Origin of the sequence: Tenacibaculum sp. E3R01 (genome assembly GCF_003318185.1) — a bacterium.
In the GTDB taxonomy this organism is placed as follows: domain Bacteria; phylum Bacteroidota; class Bacteroidia; order Flavobacteriales; family Flavobacteriaceae; genus Polaribacter; species Polaribacter halocynthiae.
The window spans coordinates 97,355-121,147 of record NZ_QOCC01000020.1; the positions used below are offsets into that span (position 1 = coordinate 97,355).

At 29.9% G+C, this 23,793-nt stretch carries 14 protein-coding genes; 5 read left to right on the forward strand and 9 right to left on the reverse strand.

The window, feature by feature from the left end; all coding sequences use genetic code 11:
- Nucleotide 1: 1 nt before the first annotated feature.
- From DS884_RS09515 to DS884_RS09535, 5 genes are all read right to left on the reverse strand, one after another.
- The gene (locus tag DS884_RS09515) at nt 2-1,225 is read right to left on the reverse strand and encodes a TolC family protein (protein ID WP_113786595.1); all 1,224 of its coding nucleotides are present in this window, start codon (nt 1,223-1,225) and stop codon (nt 2-4) included.
- Nucleotides 1,215-4,940: an efflux RND transporter permease subunit gene (locus tag DS884_RS09520; RefSeq protein WP_113786596.1), complete on the reverse strand. Its 3,726-nt coding sequence runs from the start codon at nt 4,938-4,940 to the stop codon at nt 1,215-1,217. Before DS884_RS09520 ends, DS884_RS09515 begins: the two co-directional genes overlap by 11 nt.
- A gap of 102 nt (nt 4,941-5,042) precedes the next feature.
- Nucleotides 5,043-5,462, reverse strand: coding sequence for an HYC_CC_PP family protein (locus DS884_RS09525; RefSeq protein WP_233487140.1), 420 nt, complete (start codon nt 5,460-5,462; stop codon nt 5,043-5,045).
- 209 nt (nt 5,463-5,671) lie between these two features.
- Complete coding sequence (locus tag DS884_RS09530) at nt 5,672-6,172, reverse strand: hypothetical protein (protein WP_113786597.1); 501 nt, start codon at nt 6,170-6,172, stop codon at nt 5,672-5,674.
- A 182-nt stretch (nt 6,173-6,354) separates the two neighbouring features.
- Nucleotides 6,355-8,172, reverse strand: coding sequence for an ATP-dependent nuclease (locus DS884_RS09535; protein WP_113786598.1), 1,818 nt, complete (start codon nt 8,170-8,172; stop codon nt 6,355-6,357).
- A gap of 397 nt (nt 8,173-8,569) precedes the next feature.
- Here DS884_RS09535 and DS884_RS09540 point away from each other — a divergent pair, with 397 nt between their 5' ends.
- Nucleotides 8,570-9,313, forward strand: coding sequence for a hypothetical protein (locus tag DS884_RS09540; RefSeq protein ID WP_158530834.1), 744 nt, complete (start codon nt 8,570-8,572; stop codon nt 9,311-9,313).
- A 56-nt stretch (nt 9,314-9,369) separates the two neighbouring features.
- Here the strand turns inward: DS884_RS09540 and DS884_RS09545 are convergent, their stop codons facing one another.
- Complete coding sequence (locus DS884_RS09545) at nt 9,370-9,867, reverse strand: outer membrane beta-barrel protein (RefSeq protein ID WP_113786600.1); 498 nt, start codon at nt 9,865-9,867, stop codon at nt 9,370-9,372.
- A 241-nt stretch (nt 9,868-10,108) separates the two neighbouring features.
- Here DS884_RS09545 and DS884_RS09550 point away from each other — a divergent pair, with 241 nt between their 5' ends.
- The 3 genes from DS884_RS09550 to DS884_RS09560 all read left to right on the forward strand — a co-directional run bounded on the left by DS884_RS09550 (nt 10,109) and on the right by DS884_RS09560 (nt 13,298).
- Nucleotides 10,109-11,422 (forward strand): Ig-like domain-containing protein, encoded by a 1,314-nt coding sequence (locus DS884_RS09550; protein ID WP_113786601.1) that lies wholly within the window; start codon nt 10,109-10,111, stop codon nt 11,420-11,422.
- A gap of 110 nt (nt 11,423-11,532) precedes the next feature.
- Nucleotides 11,533-12,567, forward strand: coding sequence for a sensor histidine kinase (locus DS884_RS09555; RefSeq protein ID WP_233487141.1), 1,035 nt, complete (start codon nt 11,533-11,535; stop codon nt 12,565-12,567).
- On the forward strand, nt 12,567-13,298 hold the full coding sequence (locus tag DS884_RS09560; protein WP_113786602.1) for a LytR/AlgR family response regulator transcription factor: 732 nt from the start codon (nt 12,567-12,569) through the stop codon (nt 13,296-13,298). Before DS884_RS09555 ends, DS884_RS09560 begins: the two co-directional genes overlap by 1 nt.
- 144 nt (nt 13,299-13,442) lie before the next feature.
- On the opposite strand, the gene DS884_RS09565 is transcribed toward DS884_RS09560, so the two are convergent.
- Entirely contained in the window at nt 13,443-19,844 is a 6,402-nt protein-coding gene (locus DS884_RS09565) for an alpha-2-macroglobulin family protein (protein ID WP_233487142.1), read from the reverse strand.
- Between the two features lie 319 nt (nt 19,845-20,163).
- On the opposite strand from DS884_RS09565, the gene DS884_RS09570 reads away from it, so the two are divergent.
- Nucleotides 20,164-21,516, forward strand: coding sequence for a UDP-N-acetylmuramate--L-alanine ligase (locus DS884_RS09570; RefSeq protein WP_113786604.1), 1,353 nt, complete (start codon nt 20,164-20,166; stop codon nt 21,514-21,516).
- On the opposite strand, the gene DS884_RS09575 is transcribed toward DS884_RS09570, so the two are convergent.
- A complete protein-coding gene (locus DS884_RS09575) occupies nt 21,508-22,593 on the reverse strand; it encodes a nucleotidyltransferase family protein (protein WP_113786605.1) in 1,086 nt (361 codons plus the stop codon). The two genes, DS884_RS09570 and DS884_RS09575, sit on opposite strands and share 9 nt — an antisense overlap.
- Entirely contained in the window at nt 22,583-23,692 is a 1,110-nt protein-coding gene (locus DS884_RS09580; RefSeq protein ID WP_113786606.1) for a hypothetical protein, read from the reverse strand. Before DS884_RS09580 ends, DS884_RS09575 begins: the two co-directional genes overlap by 11 nt.
- Between the last annotated feature and the right edge of the window lie 101 nt (nt 23,693-23,793).

Sequence of the window (23,793 nt, forward strand, 5' to 3'; positions counted from 1 at the left end):
TTTACTGAATTAAATAGTTAATAATGGTGCTTTGTACATAATAATTTTGCACCGCCTTAATTTGGTTTAACTGAAACTTTAACTGCAATTCTTGAATATCGAGAACATCGTTAAAATCAATCGTGCCTGTTTCGTAGCTTTTAACAAGAATGGTTTCGGCATTTTTTGCTTGTTTCAAGTTTTTGCTTTGTGTGTTTTTGCGTATTCTTGCCGATGTACGCTCTTTAATTGCTTTATCTAACAAGGTTTCTAACCTGTTAAATCGCTCTTGTTTTTGACTGTTAAATTCTTCTTGCTGAATTTCGTTTTGTTTGGTTTTCGACTTATATTTTTTATTGAAAATTGGAATAGAAAACGATACCATTGGCATTACAATATCTTTTCCGTTATCGTTAAAATTCATATCAGGACGTTGGGTAACGTTAACATAATCTAACCCGAAACCTATCATTGGGCTACTTTCCTTTTGGTTTAATAGTTCAGATTTTTCAACTGATTGATACAACTTGTCGTACTTTATTAATTCAGGATGAAATTGTAAACTATCTGTATTTATTGTGCTGTCGTTCAACGGGATTTCTAATTCTGAAACCACATTTATCGCTGTGTTTTTATCTCTGTTTAATAGCTTGTTAAAGGCTGTTTGTTCAGCTAAAAATTGTTGTTGTAAAATGGCTTTGGATTGGTTTAAATCGTTTTGTCGCATTTGTAAACGCAACACATCTACGGCAGATGCTTTACCAACTTCAACCGACGTTAACGCCATAGTTTCGTAGGTTTTTAGCAAGTTAATGTTTTCGGTTAAAACCTGCTGTTTAGCCTTAATTGCGTACAAATTGTAATACGAAGTTGATATCGACGCGATTAATTGTCGTTTAGCAATGGTAATATCTTCAAACTTGGCATCGGCTAAGGAACTTACATAATCTTCTCTTGAACTAATTGTACCAAACCAAGGCAACATTTGGTTTATTGAAACTTTAAATCGTTGTGCGCCTGTTCGCGTTTCGGGTTCGCTTACAAAATAACCTACGGCAATGTTGGTATTGGGTAAGGTATTTACTTCGTTTACCTTTTCTGAAACACGTTTGTATTGCAATTCAAACTGTTTAATTTTTGGATTATTTGCCAAGGCTTCATCAATAAGCGATTGTAGTTCTTGTGCATAAGAAAATCCACTAAACACAAGAATGAATAATAAGGATAATATGTTTTTAGTTTTCATTTGTTGTCTTTCTTTTTAATAAAAATTCTTCTCGTAAACTATACAACACAGGCAGTAAAAAATAGGATGTAACGTCGATAATCATACCTCCAAAGGCAGGAATTGCCATTGGTATCATAATATCGCTTCCTCGTCCTATCGATGTTAGTACAGGCAGTAATGCCAATACGGTTGTTGCCGTTGTCATTAAACACGGTCTGATACGTTTTTCGCCTGCTTCTACAACCGATTTTCGTATATCGGTTTTTGTTTTTGGTTCATTTTTGGAAAAGGTTTGTTTTAAATAGGTTGCCATTACTACACCGTCGTCGGTGGCAATACCAAATAAGGCAATAAAACCTACCCAAACGGCTACACTTAAATTAATTGGGTGCATTTGGAACAGCTCTCGAATATTTTGCCCAAAAACGCTAAAGTTTAAAAACCACGATTGTCCGTAAAGCCACATCATTATAAATCCGCCTGCAAAGGCTACAATAATTGCCGTAAACACCATTAAAGAAGTAGTTGCTGAACGGAACTGAAAATATAAAATGATGAAAATGATAAGCAATGCCAATGGTACAACTACGGATAAGGTTTTTTCGGCTCGTATCTGATTTTCGTATGTTCCTGTAAATTGAAAATTAATACCTTTTGGTACAATTAATTTGCCACTTTCTATTTTTTGCTGAATGACTTTTTGCGCATTTTCAACCACGGTTACTTCGGCAAAATCGTTAAGTTTATCAAACAATACGTAGCCAATTAGAAAGGTGTCTTCACTTTTAATTACTTGTGCGCCTTGTTCGTAACGAATAGTTGCTAACTCACTTAATGGTACAGAATTTCCTTTGTTTATAGGTACATAAATTTGTTCTAAATCGGTTGGTGTGGTTCGTAGTTCTCTTGGGTAACGAACACGCACGCCGTAACGCTCTCGTCCCTCGACGGTTTGGGTTAATGACATACCACCAACGGCAACTTTTAAAACATCTTGTACCTCTTGAATAGAAACACCATAACGTGCAATTTTCTCTCTGTCGATGTCGATTAACAGATATGGTTTTCCTACAATTCGATCAGCAAAAACAGCTTCTTTTTTAACACCTGTTACTGTTTTTAAAATGCTTTCTAATTGCACACCAAAGGCTTCAATTTCTTTTAAATTTTGTCCTTTTACTTTGATACCCATTGGCGCACGCATCCCCGTTTGTAGCATTACCAGTCGGGTTTCGATAGGTTGCAATTTTGGTGCAGATGTAACGCCTGGTATTTTGGTTGCCTTAATTATTTCGTTCCAAATATCGTCGGTAGATTTTATGTTAGGCCGCCAATTTCGGTAAAACTCGCCGTCGTTATCTTCAATTAATTCATCTGTAGAAACATCAGAAAAAATAATTTTAGAAACCGCATAGGTCGAATTTGGATTGGCTACTGTTTTGCCATTCTTCAATACAAATAATCCGTCTTTATTTACTTGATAACGTTGACGTTCGCCGTGGTTATTAAGTGCATATTCGGGTTTGTAAATAATTACATTTTCATACATTGAAAGTGGCGCAGGGTCTAAAGCTGATTCGGTTCGTCCTGCTTTACCAACTACCGTTTTTATTTCAGGAATATTGGCAACACCCATATCCAACTGTTGTAAAACACGTTTATTTTCTTCAACGCCCGAATGTGGCATTGAGGTTGGCATTAGTAAAAACGAGCCTTCGTTTAAAGAGGGCATAAACTCTTTGCCTGTGTTTTTGAAAATTAAAAATCCGAGAATGCTAATGGTGGTTGGAATTGCCAAAAAGAGCATTTTGTTTGCTAATGCCCATTGTAAAATTTGAGTATAATATTTGCGTAATAGTGAGAATGCGCCTAACAACCCGAAACAGATTATAGCCACAAACAACAGGTTTAACAATAAGCTCTTGCCTACACCTAAAGGTCGCCAATATTCAGCCAATAAAAACACAATAGCTAATGATGCAATAACTATATTAATAAGGTTTACTTGTTTGTTGGAAACTTTTTGTTGTAGTTTTAAAATGCCTGTACTGCCGAAAGCGATTAAGAGTATTCCTAACCAGTTTCCGAAAACAATAGAAATAATACCCAAACCAATTAATACAGCATTGATGATGTACGATAGGTTTTTGGTAATACTTCTTCGTTTAAAAATGATAGTTGCAAATGGCGGAATTAAAAACAACGCCACCACCAATGCCATAATAAGTGCAAAGGTTTTGGTAAAAGCCAACGGACTAAATAATTTACCTTCTGCGCCAACCATTGTAAATACTGGTAAAAAGCTAATTATAGTGGTCATTACTGCGGTAACAATAGCGCCTGAAACTTCGGCAGTAGCATTGTAAACTACGGTATTGATTGGTAAATTATTTTCATTTTTTTCTAAATGATTTAAGATGTTTTCTGATAGAATTACGCCTACATCTACCATTGTTCCGATTGCGATTGCAATTCCTGATAAGGCTACGATATTGGCATCAATACCAAAGGTTTTCATTGCGATAAATACCATTAAAACCGCCACAGGTAACAAGCTCGAAATTAAAATGGATGCTCGTAAATTATATACCATTACAATAATTACTAAAATGGTAATGAGTATTTCTAATGTAAGCGCTTCGTTAAGCGTACCTAATGTTTCTTGAATAAGTTCTGAACGGTCGTAAAACGGTACAATGGTTAACTGTGATATTGTGCCGTCTGTCAACACTTTTGAGGGTAATCCTGCGCTTAATTCTTTAATTTTTTCTTTGGTATTATTGATAACCTCTAACGGATTTGCACCATAACGTGCCACCACAACACCGCCTACAACTTCTGCGCCCTCTTTGTCTAAAATTCCTCTACGAGTTTTTGCGCCGAGCGATACTTTGGCGATGTCTTGTATTTTAATTGGTGTGTAATTTGCTGATGAAACTACCGCATTTTCGATATCTTTTATAGATGTGATATAACCTAAACCACGCACCAAATATTCTACTTGATTAATTTCTATGGTTTGCGCTCCGATGTCTTGGTTGCTTTGTTTTACAGCTTTTACAACCTGTTGCAGATTGATATTATATTGACGCATTAACTCAGGGTTTACGTCAATTTGATACTCTTGAACATATCCACCAATTGATGCTACTTCAGAAACACCACCTGCCGACGATAAGGCGTATTTTACATAGTAATCTTGTATGCTTCGTAGTTCGTGTAAATCCCAACCGCCAGTTACGTTTCCGTCTTTATCTCTGCCCTCTAATGTGTACCAATAAACTTGTCCTAAACCTGTGGCGTCGGGTCCTAAAGTTGGATTAATGCCCTCTGGTAATAAGCCACTTGGTAACGAGTTGAGTTTTTCGAGAATACGTGAACGACTCCAGTAAAATTCGACGTCTTCTTCAAAAATTATATAGATGCTCGAAAACCCAAACATCGAGGAACTACGAATGGTTTTTACGCCTGGTATGCCTAACAACGACGTGGTTAACGGATAGGTTATTTGGTCTTCTATGTTTTGTGGTGAACGTCCGTCCCATTTTGTAAATACAATTTGTTGGTTTTCGCCAATATCTGGGATAGCATCTACCGCCACGGGTGCATTTGGTAAAAAGCCTGTATTCCAGTTAAAAGGTGCGTTTATAACTCCCCAACCTATAAACAAGACGAGTAGTAAAACGGCTATAAGTTTGTTTTCTATTAAAAATTTGATGCTTTTATTGAGCATAAAAAATGATTTTAAATAATTAGACTTTGATATGTTAAATACCTTGTACAGCAATATATCCGTTGAAATAACAATGGATATAATTGGTCTAATACTCTAAAATCAGATTAAATATACTTCGTCGAGAACGTGAATATCCTTGACGACTAGTGGAGGAGAATAATTTTTAAAAGGAATTACTTTATCATGTAATTCTTCAAATAAATTAATATAAGAATAGTAAAAAGATGCTATAAAAAAATGTTGCTCTAATGACAATGTATCAAACGATGATAATTTTAAATCATCTTGTCCGTCAATTAATTGAATAACATCGCTACAACAATTTTTTGTAGACATTGTACACACATCGGGAACACTTTTTTCACCTTTTTCCATCCCACAAGAGGCAGCTTTTTTAAAAAAACTTATATCAACTAATTCTTCACCACAAAAATGACTACTTATGGTAAATGACATTGTAGAAAAGACAACTACAAAAGTCATTAAAATTGATGTTATTTTATTTACTACATTTTTCATCTTGTAAAGCAAAGGTACAAAAATTAAAAAATTAAAAAATTAAAAAATTAAAATAAATCATAAACTATTAAAAATCATACTTTTCATTATAATAGAATAAAAACTTTATTCAATTTTAGGCTCTCTATTTTATAAACTCTTAACCTGTTTTTTTAGAACAGTTTAAGGTTTTTTTTATTTGTTTTTTGTATTCCGTATTGTAAAACGCTTTAATTTTTCCAACCTTTTTTTACCACAAAATAAGAGTAAATAGAGCTTATCAAGTTTGCATAAAAAAGATATATTCCCACTAAAAAAAGAATCAATGAAGCAAATATATAAATCATAATAATTTGACTTAAAATCGTATCTCCATATTTGTCTGTAGGATAGTATTTGTCAAGAATAGGTATCATTAAAATTAGTAAAATAAAAGAGTTTGTAAACCAAAAACTTTTCCAAGTTTTTTTGTCATTTAAAAAGAAACTGGCTCTAAATTCTATTATTAAATAGATGATGCCTATAATAATCTGAAAAATCGCTATAAATTTAAAAAGATCAGATTCATAAAAGTCATCTAATTTGAACCTTATACCTAGGTTCGCATCTGTAACATGATTAAAAATTATTGCAGTGTAAATTGCTATTAATAGTCCAGTAATAAGGAATATAATACCGTATTTAAATGTTATGCTTTTAAATTTATCTTTCAAAACGGAAATCTTTATCATTATCAAATTTTCAATTCAGGGTGTTTATTGATTTACAAATGTTTTACCAGTTTGTATAAGATTAATTAAGTGTTTAAGTACTAAATTTAGTAAATAAATTAGAGATAAAAAGTGTTCGCGGACTTTTGTATATAAAGTAAAACTAGCAATAAATTATATACGGTGTTACCAGCAGTTATTTCTTATAATTTTGAACTAGCTAATGTGTGTATATTAATAAATTCATCTTCATTTCCATCAAAAAAGGTCGTTCGTAATTCTGCAAAAGTCAAATTTTTGAAATGTCTATCTGCAACACCACGACCTCCAAGTCTGCCAGCTAATTGGTGTTTTCCACACAATTGTTTTACGTTACTCCAATCATCGTGATTTATATTTGAATTAGGCACTAATCTATTCAATGCTGTCGATGAAATATAATTTTCTAAATTTCTTTTCTTTGAAATGATAAAATCTTTACCGTCAACGAAACCTAAACTTTCTAAAGCAGTCTTTGTTGGTGATTGTTCACCTGCATTTGTTTTGTCGCTATCTTGAAATATTAAAAAAGGTTTGTCTAAAGTTGATAAAAGGTTTAATGAAACCCAATGTTTAATACTGTCACAACCACCAATAGGTATAATAGCAATTTCAAGTTCAGTAAAATCGTGATTAATAAGTCCATTAGCTTTATACTCTTTACAAAGATGATTTAATGCATTTGCATCATCAATTCCTTCTACTAGCAATAATACCTTTGCTTTATCAAATAAAGAAATAAATTGATTATCAACTTTTATCCCTAAATCGGTTGCAATAGATGTTATATCGTCAATTTGTTGTTCAACGTTATATGTTCCTCCTGTTTTATGTATATGTGTTATTTTTTCTTTTTTGCTATTTGAAACAATTATAGGTGAATGAGTTGATACAATAACTTGGTAGTCATTTTCACATAAAGCAATTAATTTATGGAATAGACTTTCCTGTGCAGATGGATGAAGAAAAGTTTCAGGTTCTTCTAAACCAAAAATTATTTTTTGGTGTTCAGATTTTTGTTGTTCAGCAAGATATTCGAAATAAGCCATTATTGTAATTCTTCTGAATCCATCACCTCTTGAGCTTAACGGAACTTCCGTTCCATCATCTGTACTTTTAAATTTTGTAGATACTAATTTTGTCCAGTCAAAGTCTATTACTGGTTCGACATTTTCTTCACTTGGGACAACATCATTTATTTTAGTTGTAATTTTTTTTAAAACTTCTCCAAGTTTAGCTTGTATCGTATCTTCAACATCGGAAGTGTCGATTTCTTCTTCTAGCGTTTTTATTGCTAAAGTTTTAAAGAATTTTTGAATTGCTGTATCTGTTTCTGATAGAGAAGTATCTGCTTTGAAATACTCAAATCTTGGCAGAATTCCTTTTATTCTGTCGTGTATTATTTTGAAACGATTACTTCCAGAAGTTGGAAGTTTTTCCATTACGTAAGTAAAATCAGTTCCAGAATTTATATTATGTTGTCGTATTTTTTGCCTTTTTTCTTTGTTGTTAAAATCCTCACCATTAGCCTTTTGAGTATCTATGCCTAAATTCCCACAGGCTGTAATTAATTGAGCCTCTGTTAATGAAATGAAATCATTTTCAAGGTATTGTTTTCTCTCTATGAACGTATCTGCTGTTATTCTAGACTTGGAAACATCCCAAACTTTTTTTATTACTAATTCATTGGCATTATTAATCAACTCTTCTTCTTCAAAAGTTGTCTCAATATTTTGGTCAATTATAATATTTTGATTTGAAGGATTAAAATGAAGCGTAATAGTAATTAAGTTATTCTCTGCTTTATTGTTTAGGTCATCAGACGAAGGATTGTTTGAATTTAAAAAACAATCTAATGATTTTAGAATTGTTGATTTTCCAGCATCATTTTGACCCACAATCAAATTGAAATCGTCTATTGATATTTCCTTTTCTTCGGAAATTCCTTTAAATTGATGTATTTTAATTTTAGTTAGAATCATTGTTGTTTGGTCTAATTGCTGGTAACTCGTTATATAGCTAACAAAGTTCTCATTTATTGGGTTATAGTTCCAGATAAAAGGAACTGTAGATAAATGTATAAATAGGTACTAAGGTTACTTTACGGATATCCGCAGTTCTTTATTTTTGGTAAGTATATAGCCTAAAAAAATGTAGATATAGCAATTGAATATTCGAACAATTTTTTTCAATACCAAACCTAAGAAAATTAATTGCTTTTTGCAAGACGTATAAACAGTTAATTATTAGCAGTTTTTTAAACTTTTTTAAAGGAGTTTTCCCTTTGCTATTTTCTTTTAACACAATTTAACATTTTTTTTTTAGGGGGTTTCAATCCTTGTCTGTTTAACCTCTGCATAAATAAAAATAGATAATAAAATGAGAAATTTAATGAAGGGATTGTTAATCTGTGTGATTACATTAATGGCGGTGAGTTGTTCAAAAGAAGATAACTTAAATGCAAATCAATTTGCTAAGAAAAGTTTTGTAACTAAGAAGGCAACAGATTTTTTTGTGAATAGAGATGGTAGTGTGAATGTAACAGTTAATGGAGGTTTTCAAGATCCTAGAGGAGAAGGAGAAGAAAGAGGTTTTGTTTATGGAGAAAGCTCTAACCCATTAGTAAATTTAAATAATACAATTGTAGCAGCTGGTCCTATTCAAGAAAATGTTTTTGGTGTTTTTAGAAATATAGCAAAAGGAAAAGTTTATTATGTAAGAGGATACTTTAGATTAAAAAATGGAAGTTACTTTTATGGTAAAGAAATTGTATTTAATACAAACATTGATGCCAGCAAAACGAGAAAATTAAGCATGGAAATGTTGGCAAAACCACACTGGGTTTCATCAACAGAAATGACTCCTCAATTAGATGTAACTGAATTAGAAAAAGAATCTCCTAAAGAAATTGGTTTTGAATATAGTGTGAACAAAGATTTTTCAAATAGTAAAAAAGCATTAGCAAAAGATATTAAAGGAAATATTAGAGTAACTAAATATGCTACTTTAGTAATTAAAGGGCTAACAGCTAAAACAACGTATTATTTCAGACCTTATGCTGAATATAATGATGGTACTGTTACTAATGGAGGAAAGAGTGTAGTTGAGTTAACAACGAAATAAATAAAAAAGAGGCTGTTGATGAAGACAGCCTCTTTTGTTGTTGTTAAGTTTTTATATTAAAACTGATAACGAACACTTAATCCAAAATCAGAGTTAAAACCATCATAGGCATCACTAAAACCAAACTCTGGTCTAAAATCTAAAGAAACCATTAAAGGAATATCAAAGTTATATTCAACACCAATAACTCCAGCACCAAATAAAGAAGTACTAGAACTACTATTAACTGTTACGCCATTAATAGTTTGCGACTTTGTTTTCCAACTTCCAAAACCACCACCAACACCAGCATACCAATTAAAACGATCTTCTAATTGCCATACCCATTGGTATAAACCAGTAGCTTTAAAAGCACTATAGTTTTTATTTCCTCTAATACCTAAGTCAACCTCTAAACGATTTGTATTACTTAATTTACGTTGGTATGATATCTCACCACCAAATCCGTTATTATCTCCAAAACGAATACCAATTGCATTTTCAGAAATTTGTTGTGCATTAGCAGTTAAAGCAGTAATTGTTAAAAAACCAATAAATAAAAATAATTTTCTCATAATAAAAATCTTAATTGTTTTGTTTGTTACTTGACAAATTATATGCCAAATAAACTTCTTTTTTTATTTGTAGCCAATCTTTTTCTTTTAAATAACGTATAAATTTAAAAAGAAATAGCATTTCAAAAGTTAATATTTCCGTTTAATAACCTCATTTTACCACTCATCATAATTGTGTTTTTGTTCTACGCGTTTCAAACTAGTTTTGAGGTGTTATAAAAATAAACTAATAAAAACGATTATGAATAAAACGCTATTTTTTTTAATTATTGCACTTATTATAGTTGGGTGCAGCTTTGAAAAATCAAAATCCGCTAATGTTATAACGAGTGATATAACGAACTTTTGGAAGGCATACGATAAAATTCAAAAAACTTCAGACACTATTCTACAAATGAAACATTTGAAAGAGTTGTTTTTTGATAAGGGAACTATAGGTTTAAAAGCAATGATGAAAGCAAAAAATGTTACTCCACAAGAATATTTGAAAGTAATAAATGAATATCCGAAATTTTGGAAATCAGTTAGAAAAAACACATTAAGAACCAATGAGTTTAGTATAAAGTTAGAAGAAGGGATAGAAAAATTACGAAAGATATATCCAAGTTTAAAACCCGCAAAGTTGTATTTTACAATAAGTGGATTAATGTCAAATGGAACTACTTTAGATGGTTTGGTGCTTATAGGAAGTGAACTAGCAATGGCAGATAAGAATACAGTTTCTTCAGAGTTTTTAGGAAGGATGAAAAAAAACAGGAGAATATTTTTTGATTCTAACCCCATAGATAATTTGGTTCTTTTAAATATTCATGAATATGTACATACTCAACAAAACATGCCAGTAAATAATCTGTTATCAAAAGTAATAAGTGAGGGAGTGGCTGAATTTGTTTCAGTGAAAGCTATGGGGATTCCCTCAGTAACACCTGCTGTATCTTATGGAAAGCTTAATGAAAAAGTTAGACAAAAGTTTGAAGAGGTTATGTTTTATGGTAACAACACACATAGATGGTTATGGAGTGATGCTCCTAATGATTTTGACGTTCGTGATTTAGGGTATCATATAGGTTATGAGTTAAGTGAAAGGTATTATCAGCAAGCAAAGAATAAAAGTGATGCTATTAAAAAACTAATTGAGTTAGATTATACGAATGAAGTAGAAATTGAAAATTTTGTAAATAGTACTGGGTATTTTTCAGAAACGCTTGAGAGTTTGTATGAAAAGTTTCAGAATAAAAGACCCTATGTTGTTGCTGTAAAACAATTTAAAAATAAAAGTGAAGATGTAAGAGCTTCTTTAAATAAGTTAACAATCGAGTTTTCAGAACCAATGCACCAAAAGTATATGAATTTTGATTATGGGCCTTTAGGAGAAGAAGCTGTAGTAAAGTTTAAAAAAATGATAGGGTATTCTATAGACGGGAGGTCATTAACTTTTGAAATAGAACCGCTACAACCTAATAAAAGATATCAGTTAACAGTAGGTTGGGGCTTTAGAAATTTGAAAGGTGTTCCTTTAAAAAAATATTTAATAGATTTTAAAACAACAAAATAATATATTTAGTGCACATAATTTTTTAGATATTTTGATAGTGAAAAACCGAAAAGTTATGTGCTTTTAGTATACTATTAAATGTATAGATTTGTATAATTTAAAAAACTAAAATGAGTTATTTTTTTTCAAAAAGAGCAGTACCTAATTATATGGTTTGGCTACTAACATTGTTGCCAGATTATGTAATGAAAATTATTGATTTAGAGAAAAATAAGGAACTGGTTAACTATCTTCTTCTTGAGAGTTTTACCTGGTTTTTTGTAGGAATTATATTAACGGCGGGTATTCAAATTGGTTTAGAGAAATTTACGAAGAATAAATCGGTAAAAGATAAGGTAGTATACTTAATACCATTTATGATTATTGCGTCAGTACTATTCAATTTTATATTTTGGCCAATAGTTGATGCTTTGTTTGAATACTTTATGAATAAAGTGAGCTACCATGGTAAGTTTGCAACTCGTATTTTTAATTGGCTTAACTGGATTATTTGGTTTGTGTGTTATACCGCATTTAATTTATATCATGAGGTAAAGGAAACTAAATTAAAGAATGCTGAATTAGATGCTACATTAAAAGAATCACAATTAAATACGTTAAAAGGACAAATCAACCCTCATTTTATGTTTAATAGTTTAAACAATATAAGAGGGTTAATGTTGGAAGATGTAAATAAAGCAAGAAATATGCTTACATCTTTGTCTGAAACGCTTAGGTATTCTCTTACACAAAACAATATAAATGCAATAGCTTTAGAGGATGAACTTGAAATGGTTGAAAAATATGTTGATATTTCAAAAATACAATTTGAAAACAGATTACAGTTTGAATTAGCTGTTGATGAATCTTCATTGAGTATTCAAATTCCACCAATGCTCATTCAAATGTTAGTAGAAAATGCCATAAAACATGGAATTTCTAATATAAAACATGGAGGAAAAATATCAGTTATTGCAAAAGTGGTAAATAATTTATTATTGATAAAAGTTGTAAATTCAGGAAATTTACAAAGTAATAAAAGAGGTACACAGGTAGGTATTCAAAATATAAAAAAGCGATTAGATTTATTGTACGATAAAAAAGCTACTTTTAGCTTACTCCAAGAAGAAAAAAATGTAGTTGCAACTATTCAAATTCCATTATAATGATACCATTAAATGCAGTTATTGTAGAAGATTCACGTTTAGCCAGAAATGAATTAAAAGAACTGATTAAACAACATAAAGAAATAAAAATTATAGGGGAAGCTGAAAATGTAGATGAAGGTTTTGAGTTAATAAATAATACGAAGCCTGATTTATTATTCTTAGATATCAATATGCCTGAAAAAAATGGGTTTGAGCTTTTAGAAATGTTAGATGAGGTTCCTATAACTATTTTTACAACTGCTTTTGATGAATATGCTATAAAATCGTTCGAGTATAATGCTTTTGATTATTTGTTAAAACCAATAAATGAAAAACGTTTTTCTAAAACAATACAGAAGGTTATTGAACAAATAAATAGCAATCCAATTATTGAAGACAAGGATAAGAATACATTTAATTTAGATAAGCAGATTTTTATAAAAGATGGTGAAAAATGTTGGCTCGTGAAAATTAAAGATATTGTATTCTTTGAAATAGTAGGCAATTATACCCGCGTGTTTTTTGAAAGTAATAAAGCGCTAGTTTATAAATCACTTATTCAAATAGAAGAAAAATTACCTGAAACTGTTTTTTTTAGAGCCAATAGACAACAAATTATAAATATTAATCATGTAAAGAAGGTTGTATCGTGGTTTAATGGTAAATTAAAAATAGTAATGCTTTCAGGAGAAGAGATTGAAATATCAAGAAGGCAATCTTATATTTTTAAAGAACAGCTAAGTTTTTAATTTTATAAGAAGAAAGATTAAATATTTCGGTTGCTGTTTTTACGTTAAATAAAGTATAAATAACTATATAAAAACACCTCTTGACTTTAAATTGTCAAGAGGTGTTTCAGTTATATTGAGTATTGTTTTATAAAGGTAAAAATATTATTCTACACGAATTCGTATTCCTTTAGAATGACTGCTAAATTCAGGAGCGTACATATTTTGTATGGTTGTAATTCCATTACTAAAATCTCCTGCATTATTAATTCTTACATCATATTCAAACACATATACGCCTTTGGGTAAACGATCAAAAAAGAAATTTGTTGAAGCGTCTTTTGTACTTTCATAATAACCTAAGCCATCTTGCCATTTGTATTTAGAAAGAACGTTTATTGGTTCTACGCCACTAGCTCTCATATCTTTCATATGAATGAACTCCATATTTCTATCTGAACGTAATTCTATACGTACCGTTAGTAAATCTCCTACTTTTAACAACGAATTGTCAGTAACTTCAATTAACTTTTTACCAGTATCAGAATTTACCTTCTTAAATAGTTTTTTCTTTAATTGTAAAGGTGTTTTTGCAGAGGTTATTTTATCTAAATCTTCAAAATATTGCCAATACAAACCACCCCAAGCAATTGATTTTCCTTTTGTGCTAATAGAAACTTCTCCCATATTAGGAGTAATTTCATTGCCGTTCCAAGAGGTTTTAAAGTACCCAGTACCAGCTTCAACTTTTACAGTAGGTATTTTAGTTGGATCAATTTTTTTATCACCAATTTTAAGATCTACTAAATCGGTTACAGAAATCCAATCACTACCTTGTAATAATAGTGCATAAACAGCTTCAGTAGTTGCTTTAGTTGTTTTCCATTGGCTAACTTGCTTGTTTTTTAACAACCATATTTTTAAGTTATCTACTGTTTTTGTATCGTTTTCAATTTCAGCAAAAGCTTCAATTAATAAAGCTTGTGTTTCAATAGGAGCTTCGTACCAATACCAGCTAGGCTTGTTGGTTTTCCAATACATACCTAGTTCTTCTGAGGTGATACTATTTTCTTTTAATGAATTTAAAACTTTAGAGGCAATCTTTTTGTCTCCATTTCTATGTTGAATTAAAGCAATTAATCCTTTACTATATAAATTGAATTCATTCCAGTAAGTGGCAGATTGATTTCTATAATATTCAATTACTTGACTAGCTTTATCAATGACTGGTATATCAGAATAAAAACTACGCATGTATAAATACTGTAATTCAAAATAACCTATATGTTGCTTTGCTAGAAATTTTTCTGCTTTTTCAGCGCCACTTTTTTGTTTTATTTTATCTGCTTCTCTAAGTAATTTTTTATAATCATCAGCAATTTCAAGATCTAAAAATTTAATGGCTTTATGAAGTATAGTATTTACATCTTTATTAAAACTTGTAACGCCTAATTTTTTTAAATGACCAAAACCACTAGCAATATGTTGTGTAATATATCTGTTTGGATACATACTACCTTTAAACCAAGGAAAACCTCCATTAGGTAGTTGCATATTCTTCAACTTGTTTATGGATGATTGTTCTTCATTACTCAATTTATTTAAGTCAAATAAAAGCGCAATTCTCTTTTTTTGTTCGGTTTCTGATTGTGCATCACGTAACCAAGGAGTTTCCTGAATTATTAATGATTTTAACTCTTGATTTTTCTCTAAGTTACTAATTAAAGCTTCTGATGATTTCCATTGATTAAAAACTTCTTGTATTCTTGGATTTGAGTTTACGATATGACAAGCAAGTGTATTTGCATAATAACGAGCAAAAGTTTGTTCACTACATTCGTGAGGGTATTCCATTAAATATGGTAAAGCTTGTACGGCATACCAAGCAGGATTAGAGGTAACTTCTACCGTTAATTTATGGTTTTTTAAAGTTGTTGAGGTATTGTTTTTAAGTTTATCGAGGGTAAATGTTTTTGATTGATTACTTCGTACCCACATAGGTAGGGTTTCAGTAACTAACATTCTATTTGATAATACAGGTAAAGCATTTTGCTCTCCATCAGAAAAATCACCTGCTTTTGCAACAACTTTATATTGAACAGCATCAATAGTTTCAGGAATTGTTAAATTCCAAGAAACAGTGGTGTTCCCTTTTTTATCAACCGAAAAAGATTGAGTTTTTGTAGTATTATTTAATAAATCAATCTCTTTTCCAGTTACAGGGTTGGTTAGTATAAGTTGTGCAATTCCTGTTACTTTTTTACTAGTAAGATTTGATATTTTTGAGCTTAATGTTATTTTATCTCCATGGCGTAAAAAACGAGGAGCGTTTGGTGTAACCATCAGCTCTTTTTGAGTAACAGTTTCTAATGTTTTGGTAGCAGCATGTAATTCTTTCGTATGAGCTAATAATTGTAACTTCCATTTAGTTAATGCTTCAGGTGCTGTAAAATTAAAAGAAATATTTCCGTTTTTATCTGTTGTTAAATGTGGATAGAAAAATGCTGTTTCTTGTAAGTTTTTACGTATTTGAATCCCTTTTAAAGAGGTTTTTGTATTTTTAGTTTGACTACCAACTTTATATTTTTTAGTTGAGTTTTTAGGAGACCATCCATCATCTAAAGCAGCACTTTCTTCAACTTCTGCAAGATTTGCACTAACTCCAGGAACGCCTCCAGCTATTCTGGTCATTTTTCTTCTTGGAGCAACATCTCCATTTGTATAACCAGCAGCAATAACAACTTCATCTAAACTATTTTTATCGGGTAGTAATGTGAAAAGTAGGTCATTGTAATTTTTAATCTTTAGTTCAATTGTTTTATAACCTAAGAAGCTAATAACAACGATATCGTCTTTATTTGCTTTTATAGAAAATTCACCTTCAAAATTAGTGGTAGTCCCAAATTTAGTTCCTTTAATAATAACATTAGTTAGAGGGAAAGGTTCTCCGTTTTCATCAATTACTACACCAGATATAGTTCCATCAAATTTGGTTCTTTGAAAAGTTAGTCTTTTTAAATATTGAGTGTTAACCCAGTTATCATTAATAAAACTAAAACCAAACCAATTGTATTGAACATTTCTTCTTTGGTAGTTGTTGTAATACCTATTCGTATTGTCGTTTAAATTCTGAACTCTAAAATAATTGTTACCAAAACTTATAGTTGCTTCAGAGTTGTTGTATATAGAATATATTGGTTTTTTAATAGGAGAGAAGTTCCATTTGTGTGGTTTAAAAGCATCTAAAGAAGCGTCATACATTCCTGCTAAAAGTTCAGCAGCTACTACATCTTTTTTAGTCCCTTTGATGGTGAAACTCCATGTTTGTTTTTGTCCAGGTTGTAGTTTGTCTCTAAATGTTTTTGTACTAATTTCTAAATCAGTTTTAGGATAAGGAACACTAACTAACAAATTTCCTTTTTCAAAAGCATTATAATTAACAAAATACCATTTTACCCCAAATCCACCTATATCATCTTTAGTTACTGGAATAGATATTTTAGTATGATTTTTAGTTAAATGAATATATTTTCTTTCTACTGTTTTATGTTGTTTTTCTATAAAGAGCATTAATGTGATATCTTTTGAATTAGAGCTTATCGTTATTTCAGCTTTATCTCCTACATTGTATGAAGCCTTATTCGTTGTTACTTGCACTAATTTAGTATCGGCAGGTAGTTTGTCTAATTTAGAGAAAACAGAAACAAACTCTTTAGCAGTTACCTTTTGTCCAAATTTATCTTGGGTATCTAAAATAATTACATATTTGCCAGATTCCCAGTTTCGTATACTGTTTAAAGCTATTTCTTTTTGATTTTCGGTATTAAACTTTGTATTAAAAACTAGAGTTCCTTTTTTCCAATTAATAGAATTATCTTCATTTGTGTAAGCATCATTTGGAAACTTATTTTCAAACTCTTTTTTAGGTATCGTTTGGTAATCAGGAGCTGTCCAAGGGCGTTTGCGTAAAATACGATTAGGAGCTTGTAATTTATAAATTTTTAAGGTTCCTGTGCTAGCTACAAATTCGTCATTTAAATTTTTAGTGCTAATTTTTAGTAAGTGACTGCTCTTTGTTTTATCTAGGTTTTCAGGGCTTTCAATATCAGCTACTAAGGCATGATAACCAACTTTTACTTCAGTAGTTGCACTTCGAGTTTCACCGTTAATATCAGTTACGTCAGCTGAAACTTCGTAAATAAAAATAGGTAAATCTTTTTTAGCAATACTTTCATCAGGCAGCGCTTTGAACTGTATAGAAAAATTACCAGATGAATCTGTGATGCCTTCACCTTGAGTAATTTCTTGAGGTTGTGAAGTGAAATATGGTCTATACCAATACCACCACCTAGGATATTGTACTTTTCTATGAACGCGATATATAACTTTTGCATCTGTAATATTAACTCCGGAAAAAGCTTTAGCAAATCCGTTTACAGTTACTGAATCGTTTATTTTAATAGTGCTAGAAATAGGTTTAAAGACAGTTTCAAATTTTGGACGTTTATATTCTTCTACAGAAAAATACGTGTAGTTTTTATAACGACCAATAGATGTTTCAATAAGAAATTGACCAGTTAGACCTTGGTTTGGTAACACAAATTTTGATGAAAAAGATCCAAATTCATTGGTTTGTAGTTCAATTTCTTTTAATACTTGATGGTTTACGTCTTTAAGAGTAATTGCAACTGTTTCATTAATTTTTACGGTAGCTTTCTTTTTAAAAGTTTCCATAGCAATACCTTTGAAGTGAACTGTTTGTCCTGGTCTGTATATACTTCTATCAGTAAAAAGGAATGTTTCTGTATGAACTCTAGATGTTGAATTATTATTTTTATATCTCGGATTTATATAAAATTTACCAAAATTTACATTTTCATCTTTATAGGTAATATTGGCATTTACATTAGGGTAATATTGTTTATTTGGAATAAAGGTAAACTCTCCATTTTCGTTTGTTACAAAATGGTTATCTAGTTTTTTGTCGTAGTGATTTCTTGTAGTATTAGTAAAATGAACTTTGGCATTTACTATTGGTTTTCCAGTGTTTCTATTAACAACCTGGTAATTGTTACTTTGTTCATTATTGTTTATAAAAGCAATATTTGTTGCTTGTACAAAAGAAAAAGCTACTGTTGTTTTATTAGATAATTCTTTTTTAGTAGTCGCAAGAATTAAATGATTTCCACCAGAAAGTTTTGGAATACTAACTTCAGTAGAGTGTTGTTGATAGTCTTGTTCATCTTTTAATTCCGAGTACCAAGAAGTTGTTTTATCAAGTTTTTTGATAAATTCAATTTGTTTTTTTTCATTATAAATTTTTTCTAGTTCCAAAATTTGAGCGGCAGTAATTTTATAAATAGAAAAATATAATTCAGCACTATTTTTATAAGTAACTAATACTTTTGAAAAATGATTTATTGGAATATTTTTTTCAGTAATAATACTTAATGATTTAGTAAGAATTTGTTGTTTTAATCCTTCACATTTTTTTGCGCCATCACTTTCAGGAAATTGAAGTATTATTTTATTACAAATATCCAACGCTTCTTTGTTTTTAAAACGATGTTTATTTTCAACCTTGTTTGGTTGGTAGGTGTTTGCTAATTCTGTATAAACTTTTGCAATTTCAAACGAATATAATCCCGAAATTTCATCTGTTTTATAACGGTTTTTTGAAGCTTCTAAAGCCTGTAAATATAATTTTTCTTTGTTTTTAAAAATACCATGTTGCTTTACAAAAGTTAAACGTTGTAAATCTGTAGTTACTAAGGCTTCTAAATTTTTATTTTGTGCATGAAATTGAAGTAAATCTTGATATATCTTTAAGGCATTAAACTGTAAGGATGTCGTGTCTTTAGTTGTTAGGTTAATTGAAATAAAGCTATTAAAATCACTTAATAAATTAGGATTGTTTAGCTTAAATTGATAAGAAGGTTTTGTAATATTTGTTTCAGTAGTTTTATAAAAATCTAAAGAGTTTTGTGCCAAGAAGTCGAATAAAGTTGGATGGTATTTTTTTGTGTCTTTGGTAGTACGTAAAATATCAGAAAAACTCTGAATGTTAATTTTTTGAAGTTGGTTTTTGTCAGCTAATGAAGCTTTATAATATTTATGTATTTCGTTAAATAATGTATTTAAATCCCATGTTCTAAAATCAGTTGAATCAACTTTATTTTGAGTTTGTGTTCTGTTATAAAACTTCCATCTATTTTGATTAAAAAATTGCCAGTATAAGTTTGCTAATATATTTTCTAATACATTTTTCGTTGGGAAATCAGTAGTTACTATGTGTTCTTTAAATTGATCAATAATTTTTAATTGAGCATCTTCTTCTAGTATTAAAGAAAATTTACTTTTATAAAAAAGTGTTTTTACTAGTTGAGGTGAATTATTATTTTTCTTTGCCTTTTCATAAATTTCATCAACAATTTTTGAAGCAGATTTTGGAAGGTTATCAATTTCAAATTTATGAACCTTATCCCATAAACTTTGATAGTTTTGCTGAGCTTTAATTGTTGTAGAAAATAGAAATATCATTAGTGAAAGAAGGATTGTTTTTTTCATTTTAATTCATTTTTAGTCAATTGATAGTATTAATTATCAATTTTAATAACTTAAATTTTAGTAAAGCACGTATTTTTTTGTTGTTCAATCAACCTAAAATATGTGAATTGGTATTTTTATGGTGTAAACGTTACTTTTCATTTAGTTATTGGTTAAAGATAATGAAATCTATACAGGTTTTTTGTATAAAACAAAAAACGAGCCATTTGAATTTTTGACTTTGTTTTTAAGGAAAAAAATATTCTTTTCAATAACAATTAAAGTGTTTTTTGTAAGCTGTTATACTTCATTATCTTTACAGAAAATTTAGGAGTTTTAAATGAGAGTACATTTTATAGCTATTGGAGGAAGTGCAATGCATAATTTAGCAATTGCTTTAAGCAAAAAAGGATATCAAGTAACAGGAAGTGATGATACAATTCATGATCCTTCTAAATCTAGATTAGCCAAATATGGGTTGTTACCAGAAGAGTTTGGTTGGTTTACTGAGAAAATAACTGAAACATTAGATGTTGTTATTTTAGGAATGCATGCTAAAAAAGATAACCCTGAATTATTAAAAGCCCAAAAGCTTGGGGTGAAGATATATTCATATCCTGAATTTTTATATGAACAATCTAAACATAAAACACGTGTAGTTATTGGAGGTTCACATGGAAAAACTACTATAACTTCAATGATTTTGCATGTTTTAAATTATCATGAAAAAGAAGTAGATTATATGGTAGGTGCTCAATTAGATGGCTTTGAAACAATGGTACATTTAACAGAGAAAAATGAATTTATTGTTTTAGAAGGAGATGAATATTTAAGTTCTCCAATAGATATGCGTCCTAAATTTCATTTATACAAACCAAACATAGCCTTATTAAGTGGTATTGCATGGGATCATATTAATGTATTTCCAACATTTGAAAACTATGTAGAGCAATTTTCGATTTTTACAAACTCTCTAACAAATGGAGGGATTATGGTATATAATGAAGAAGATACTACTGTAAAAGATGTTGTTGAAGCATCTGAACATGCTATAAAAAAATACTCATATAACACTCCAAATCATAGTATTGAAAACGGAATTACATTTATTGACACTCCTGATGGTTTAATGCCTTTAGAAATATTTGGAGAACATAATTTGCAAAATTTAGCTGGAGCTAAATGGATATGTCAGCACATGGGAATTGATGAAGATGATTTTTATGAGGCTATAGCCAGTTTTAAAGGGGCAAATAAAAGATTAGAGAAAGTTACTGAAAGTGATAGTACAGTTATATTTAAAGATTTTGCCCATAGTCCAAGTAAAGTTCAAGCTACTACCACAGCTGTTAAAAACCAATATGCTAATAGAACTTTATTAGCTTGTTTAGAATTGCATACCTATAGTAGTTTAAATGCTGAGTTTTTAGCAGAGTATAAAGGAGCTTTATCTAATGCAGATAAAGCAGTAGTTTTTTATTCTCCAGATGCTGTTAAAATTAAGCAATTAGAAGAGGTTACTGAAAATCAAATAGCTAAAGCTTTTGAACGAGATGATTTACTAATTTATACAAACCCACAAGAATTTAAAGAATTTTTATTTGCCGAAAACTTAAAAGATACAGCGCTTTTATTAATGAGTTCGGGGAATTATGGAGGGTTGGATTTTGAAGAGGTTAGGCAATTAATCTAAATTTTTTAGTTGTTTTTTAAACTCTTTATCTGTAAGTCTTTTAAATAGCCAAAACCTTATTTTGTTATCATAAATAGATTGATAAAATATTTTAAATCTAGATTTAAAGTATCTAGATTTTTTTTGCTTGGCATAGTGTTTTTGTCTGTAGTTATTGTCGTTTAATATTTTCAAGAATAAATTTATGCAATATTGTGTATGTTTATTAGTATGAAAATCTAAAGAGTTGATATTCCCAAATGATACATAGCAAAGAGCTAAAAAAGTATTTAAAGGACTTTTGAGTTTTTTAAATTTATTAAAAGAGTTTTTTGCTATTGTTTTTTTAGATAACAAGAAAACATCATAAGCGTTTCTTAAGGCTATATCATTAAAGAATAAACCATCATCATTTATTTGTTTAGCAATTATAGATAAACAAAGTTGATCAGAGTAACTTAATACATTCACATTACCAATTTGTTGTATTTTATTTTTAATGTAATTGTAATTAAATTCATTTGAATAATCCTTAATAACCATTTGTTTATGTATTTCTACTCCAGCAATTTTATTTGGATGTTGTATTCTTGGGTAATGTTTAAATGAAGGGAAATCATATTTCAATTCTACCACGGGAGAGTAATTGTTTTGATGTAGAATACTTATGGTTTTTTCATATTCTTTTGGAGAAATTATAAAATCAATATCTCCAACCATTCTTTCTGAAATGTCTTCATAGAGTCCTTCTAATAAGTTACCAGTTCCTTTTAAAAAAATCGGAGTAATATTATTGGTTAAAAGTAATTCGTTGATTTCTTTTGCTTGTTCAATAATTTGTTGATTTCTTTCACGGTTAAGATTGGTTATGTACTCCATGTATCCAACCAAATCATTAGGAAGATGATGTAAAAAGCCAGCACGTTTTAAATTACAATATAAGGCAGGAAATACATAATGACCAGTGCTTAATTTAACTACACTATCCCAATCAACAGTCTTGTCAATTATTTTTTGTTCAACTATTTTTCGATTTTCTTCTTCATGGGTTATAGTTAAACATTTACCAACAAAAAAAAGTGTTTCTTTATAAGTCATCAGTAAATAGTTTTTTTACGGTTGTAATCATTTTTTCATTATCAGAATACGTAAGTTTATAACAGGATAAGTTGTCAAACCAATCTAAAAAAGAAGTCGCATTTTCAGTTCTTGCAGAAAGCCACGAATCTGGTACTAATTGCTGAAAAGCATCAAGTTTTGAAATTTCAGTAATTTTTAAATCACTTTCAGCTTTATATTTAATAAAAACTAATGTTTTACAAGGCTGATGTTGTTTAGATCCAGAGTTTTTTGGAGGAAGATACCGTACTATTTTGTTTAAAGCTTTAAAATGGTATTCAGCTGAAGTTTCTAACTCAGGGTAAATTGGTAAAAGAACAGGTAAACTATTCTTTTTTATTGAAATAGCAGAAGAAAAACTATAAACTTCTTTATTTTCAGAAAGTATTGGCACAAAGTCATCAGCTAAACATGAAAAGCCATTAGCTTGTAACAATGCTAAAGAAGTACTTTTTCCATTGCCAGAATCACCCAAAAAAAGAATTGCTTTTTCTCCGTTACTTACAGCAGAAGCATGAAAAATACCCATCCAATTGTCTTCTCTTTCCTTATGAGTATGCTCAATAATTTTCATTGAGAATTTTCCTTGAAAATAGTGGCTCTCGGATGTTTTCCATGAGCCAATTAGAATATTGTCAATGTAAAAATGAATATTATCGTTGGAAGTAAAAACTTTATAATGGTAGTCTATTTTATTTTGAGAATCGACTTCTAAATGTGCAAACTTAGGATGGATTAACGAGAAGCTATAATCACTTAAGAATTCAATAAAAAATATGCTAGAATTTATTTTATAGTATTTTCTAATATGAAAAGTACTAGGAATGCTATGACTAGAAAATGTTTCTTCCTCTGCAATCTTTTCTTTTAAGAGTTTTTTTATATCAGTTATAAAACCAGAAGCTTCATCATAAGGTATGTTTATTGACTTATATAAAGTAGTGAAAATTTCTTTTATAGGAGTTTTTTTATTTAATAGATTAAGTGTGTCTGCAACAATATTTTCAACAACAATATATTGATTGTTATGCGATAACCAAACAATACTTTTACCTTCAATTTTCTTTGTTAAAATCATATCGTGTAAAAATAATAAAACCAATTTTTAAAGAGCGATATTTATATATCTTATTATAGTTCTGGTATAAACTTTGTTACTTTTAAAAATTGATTGGTACT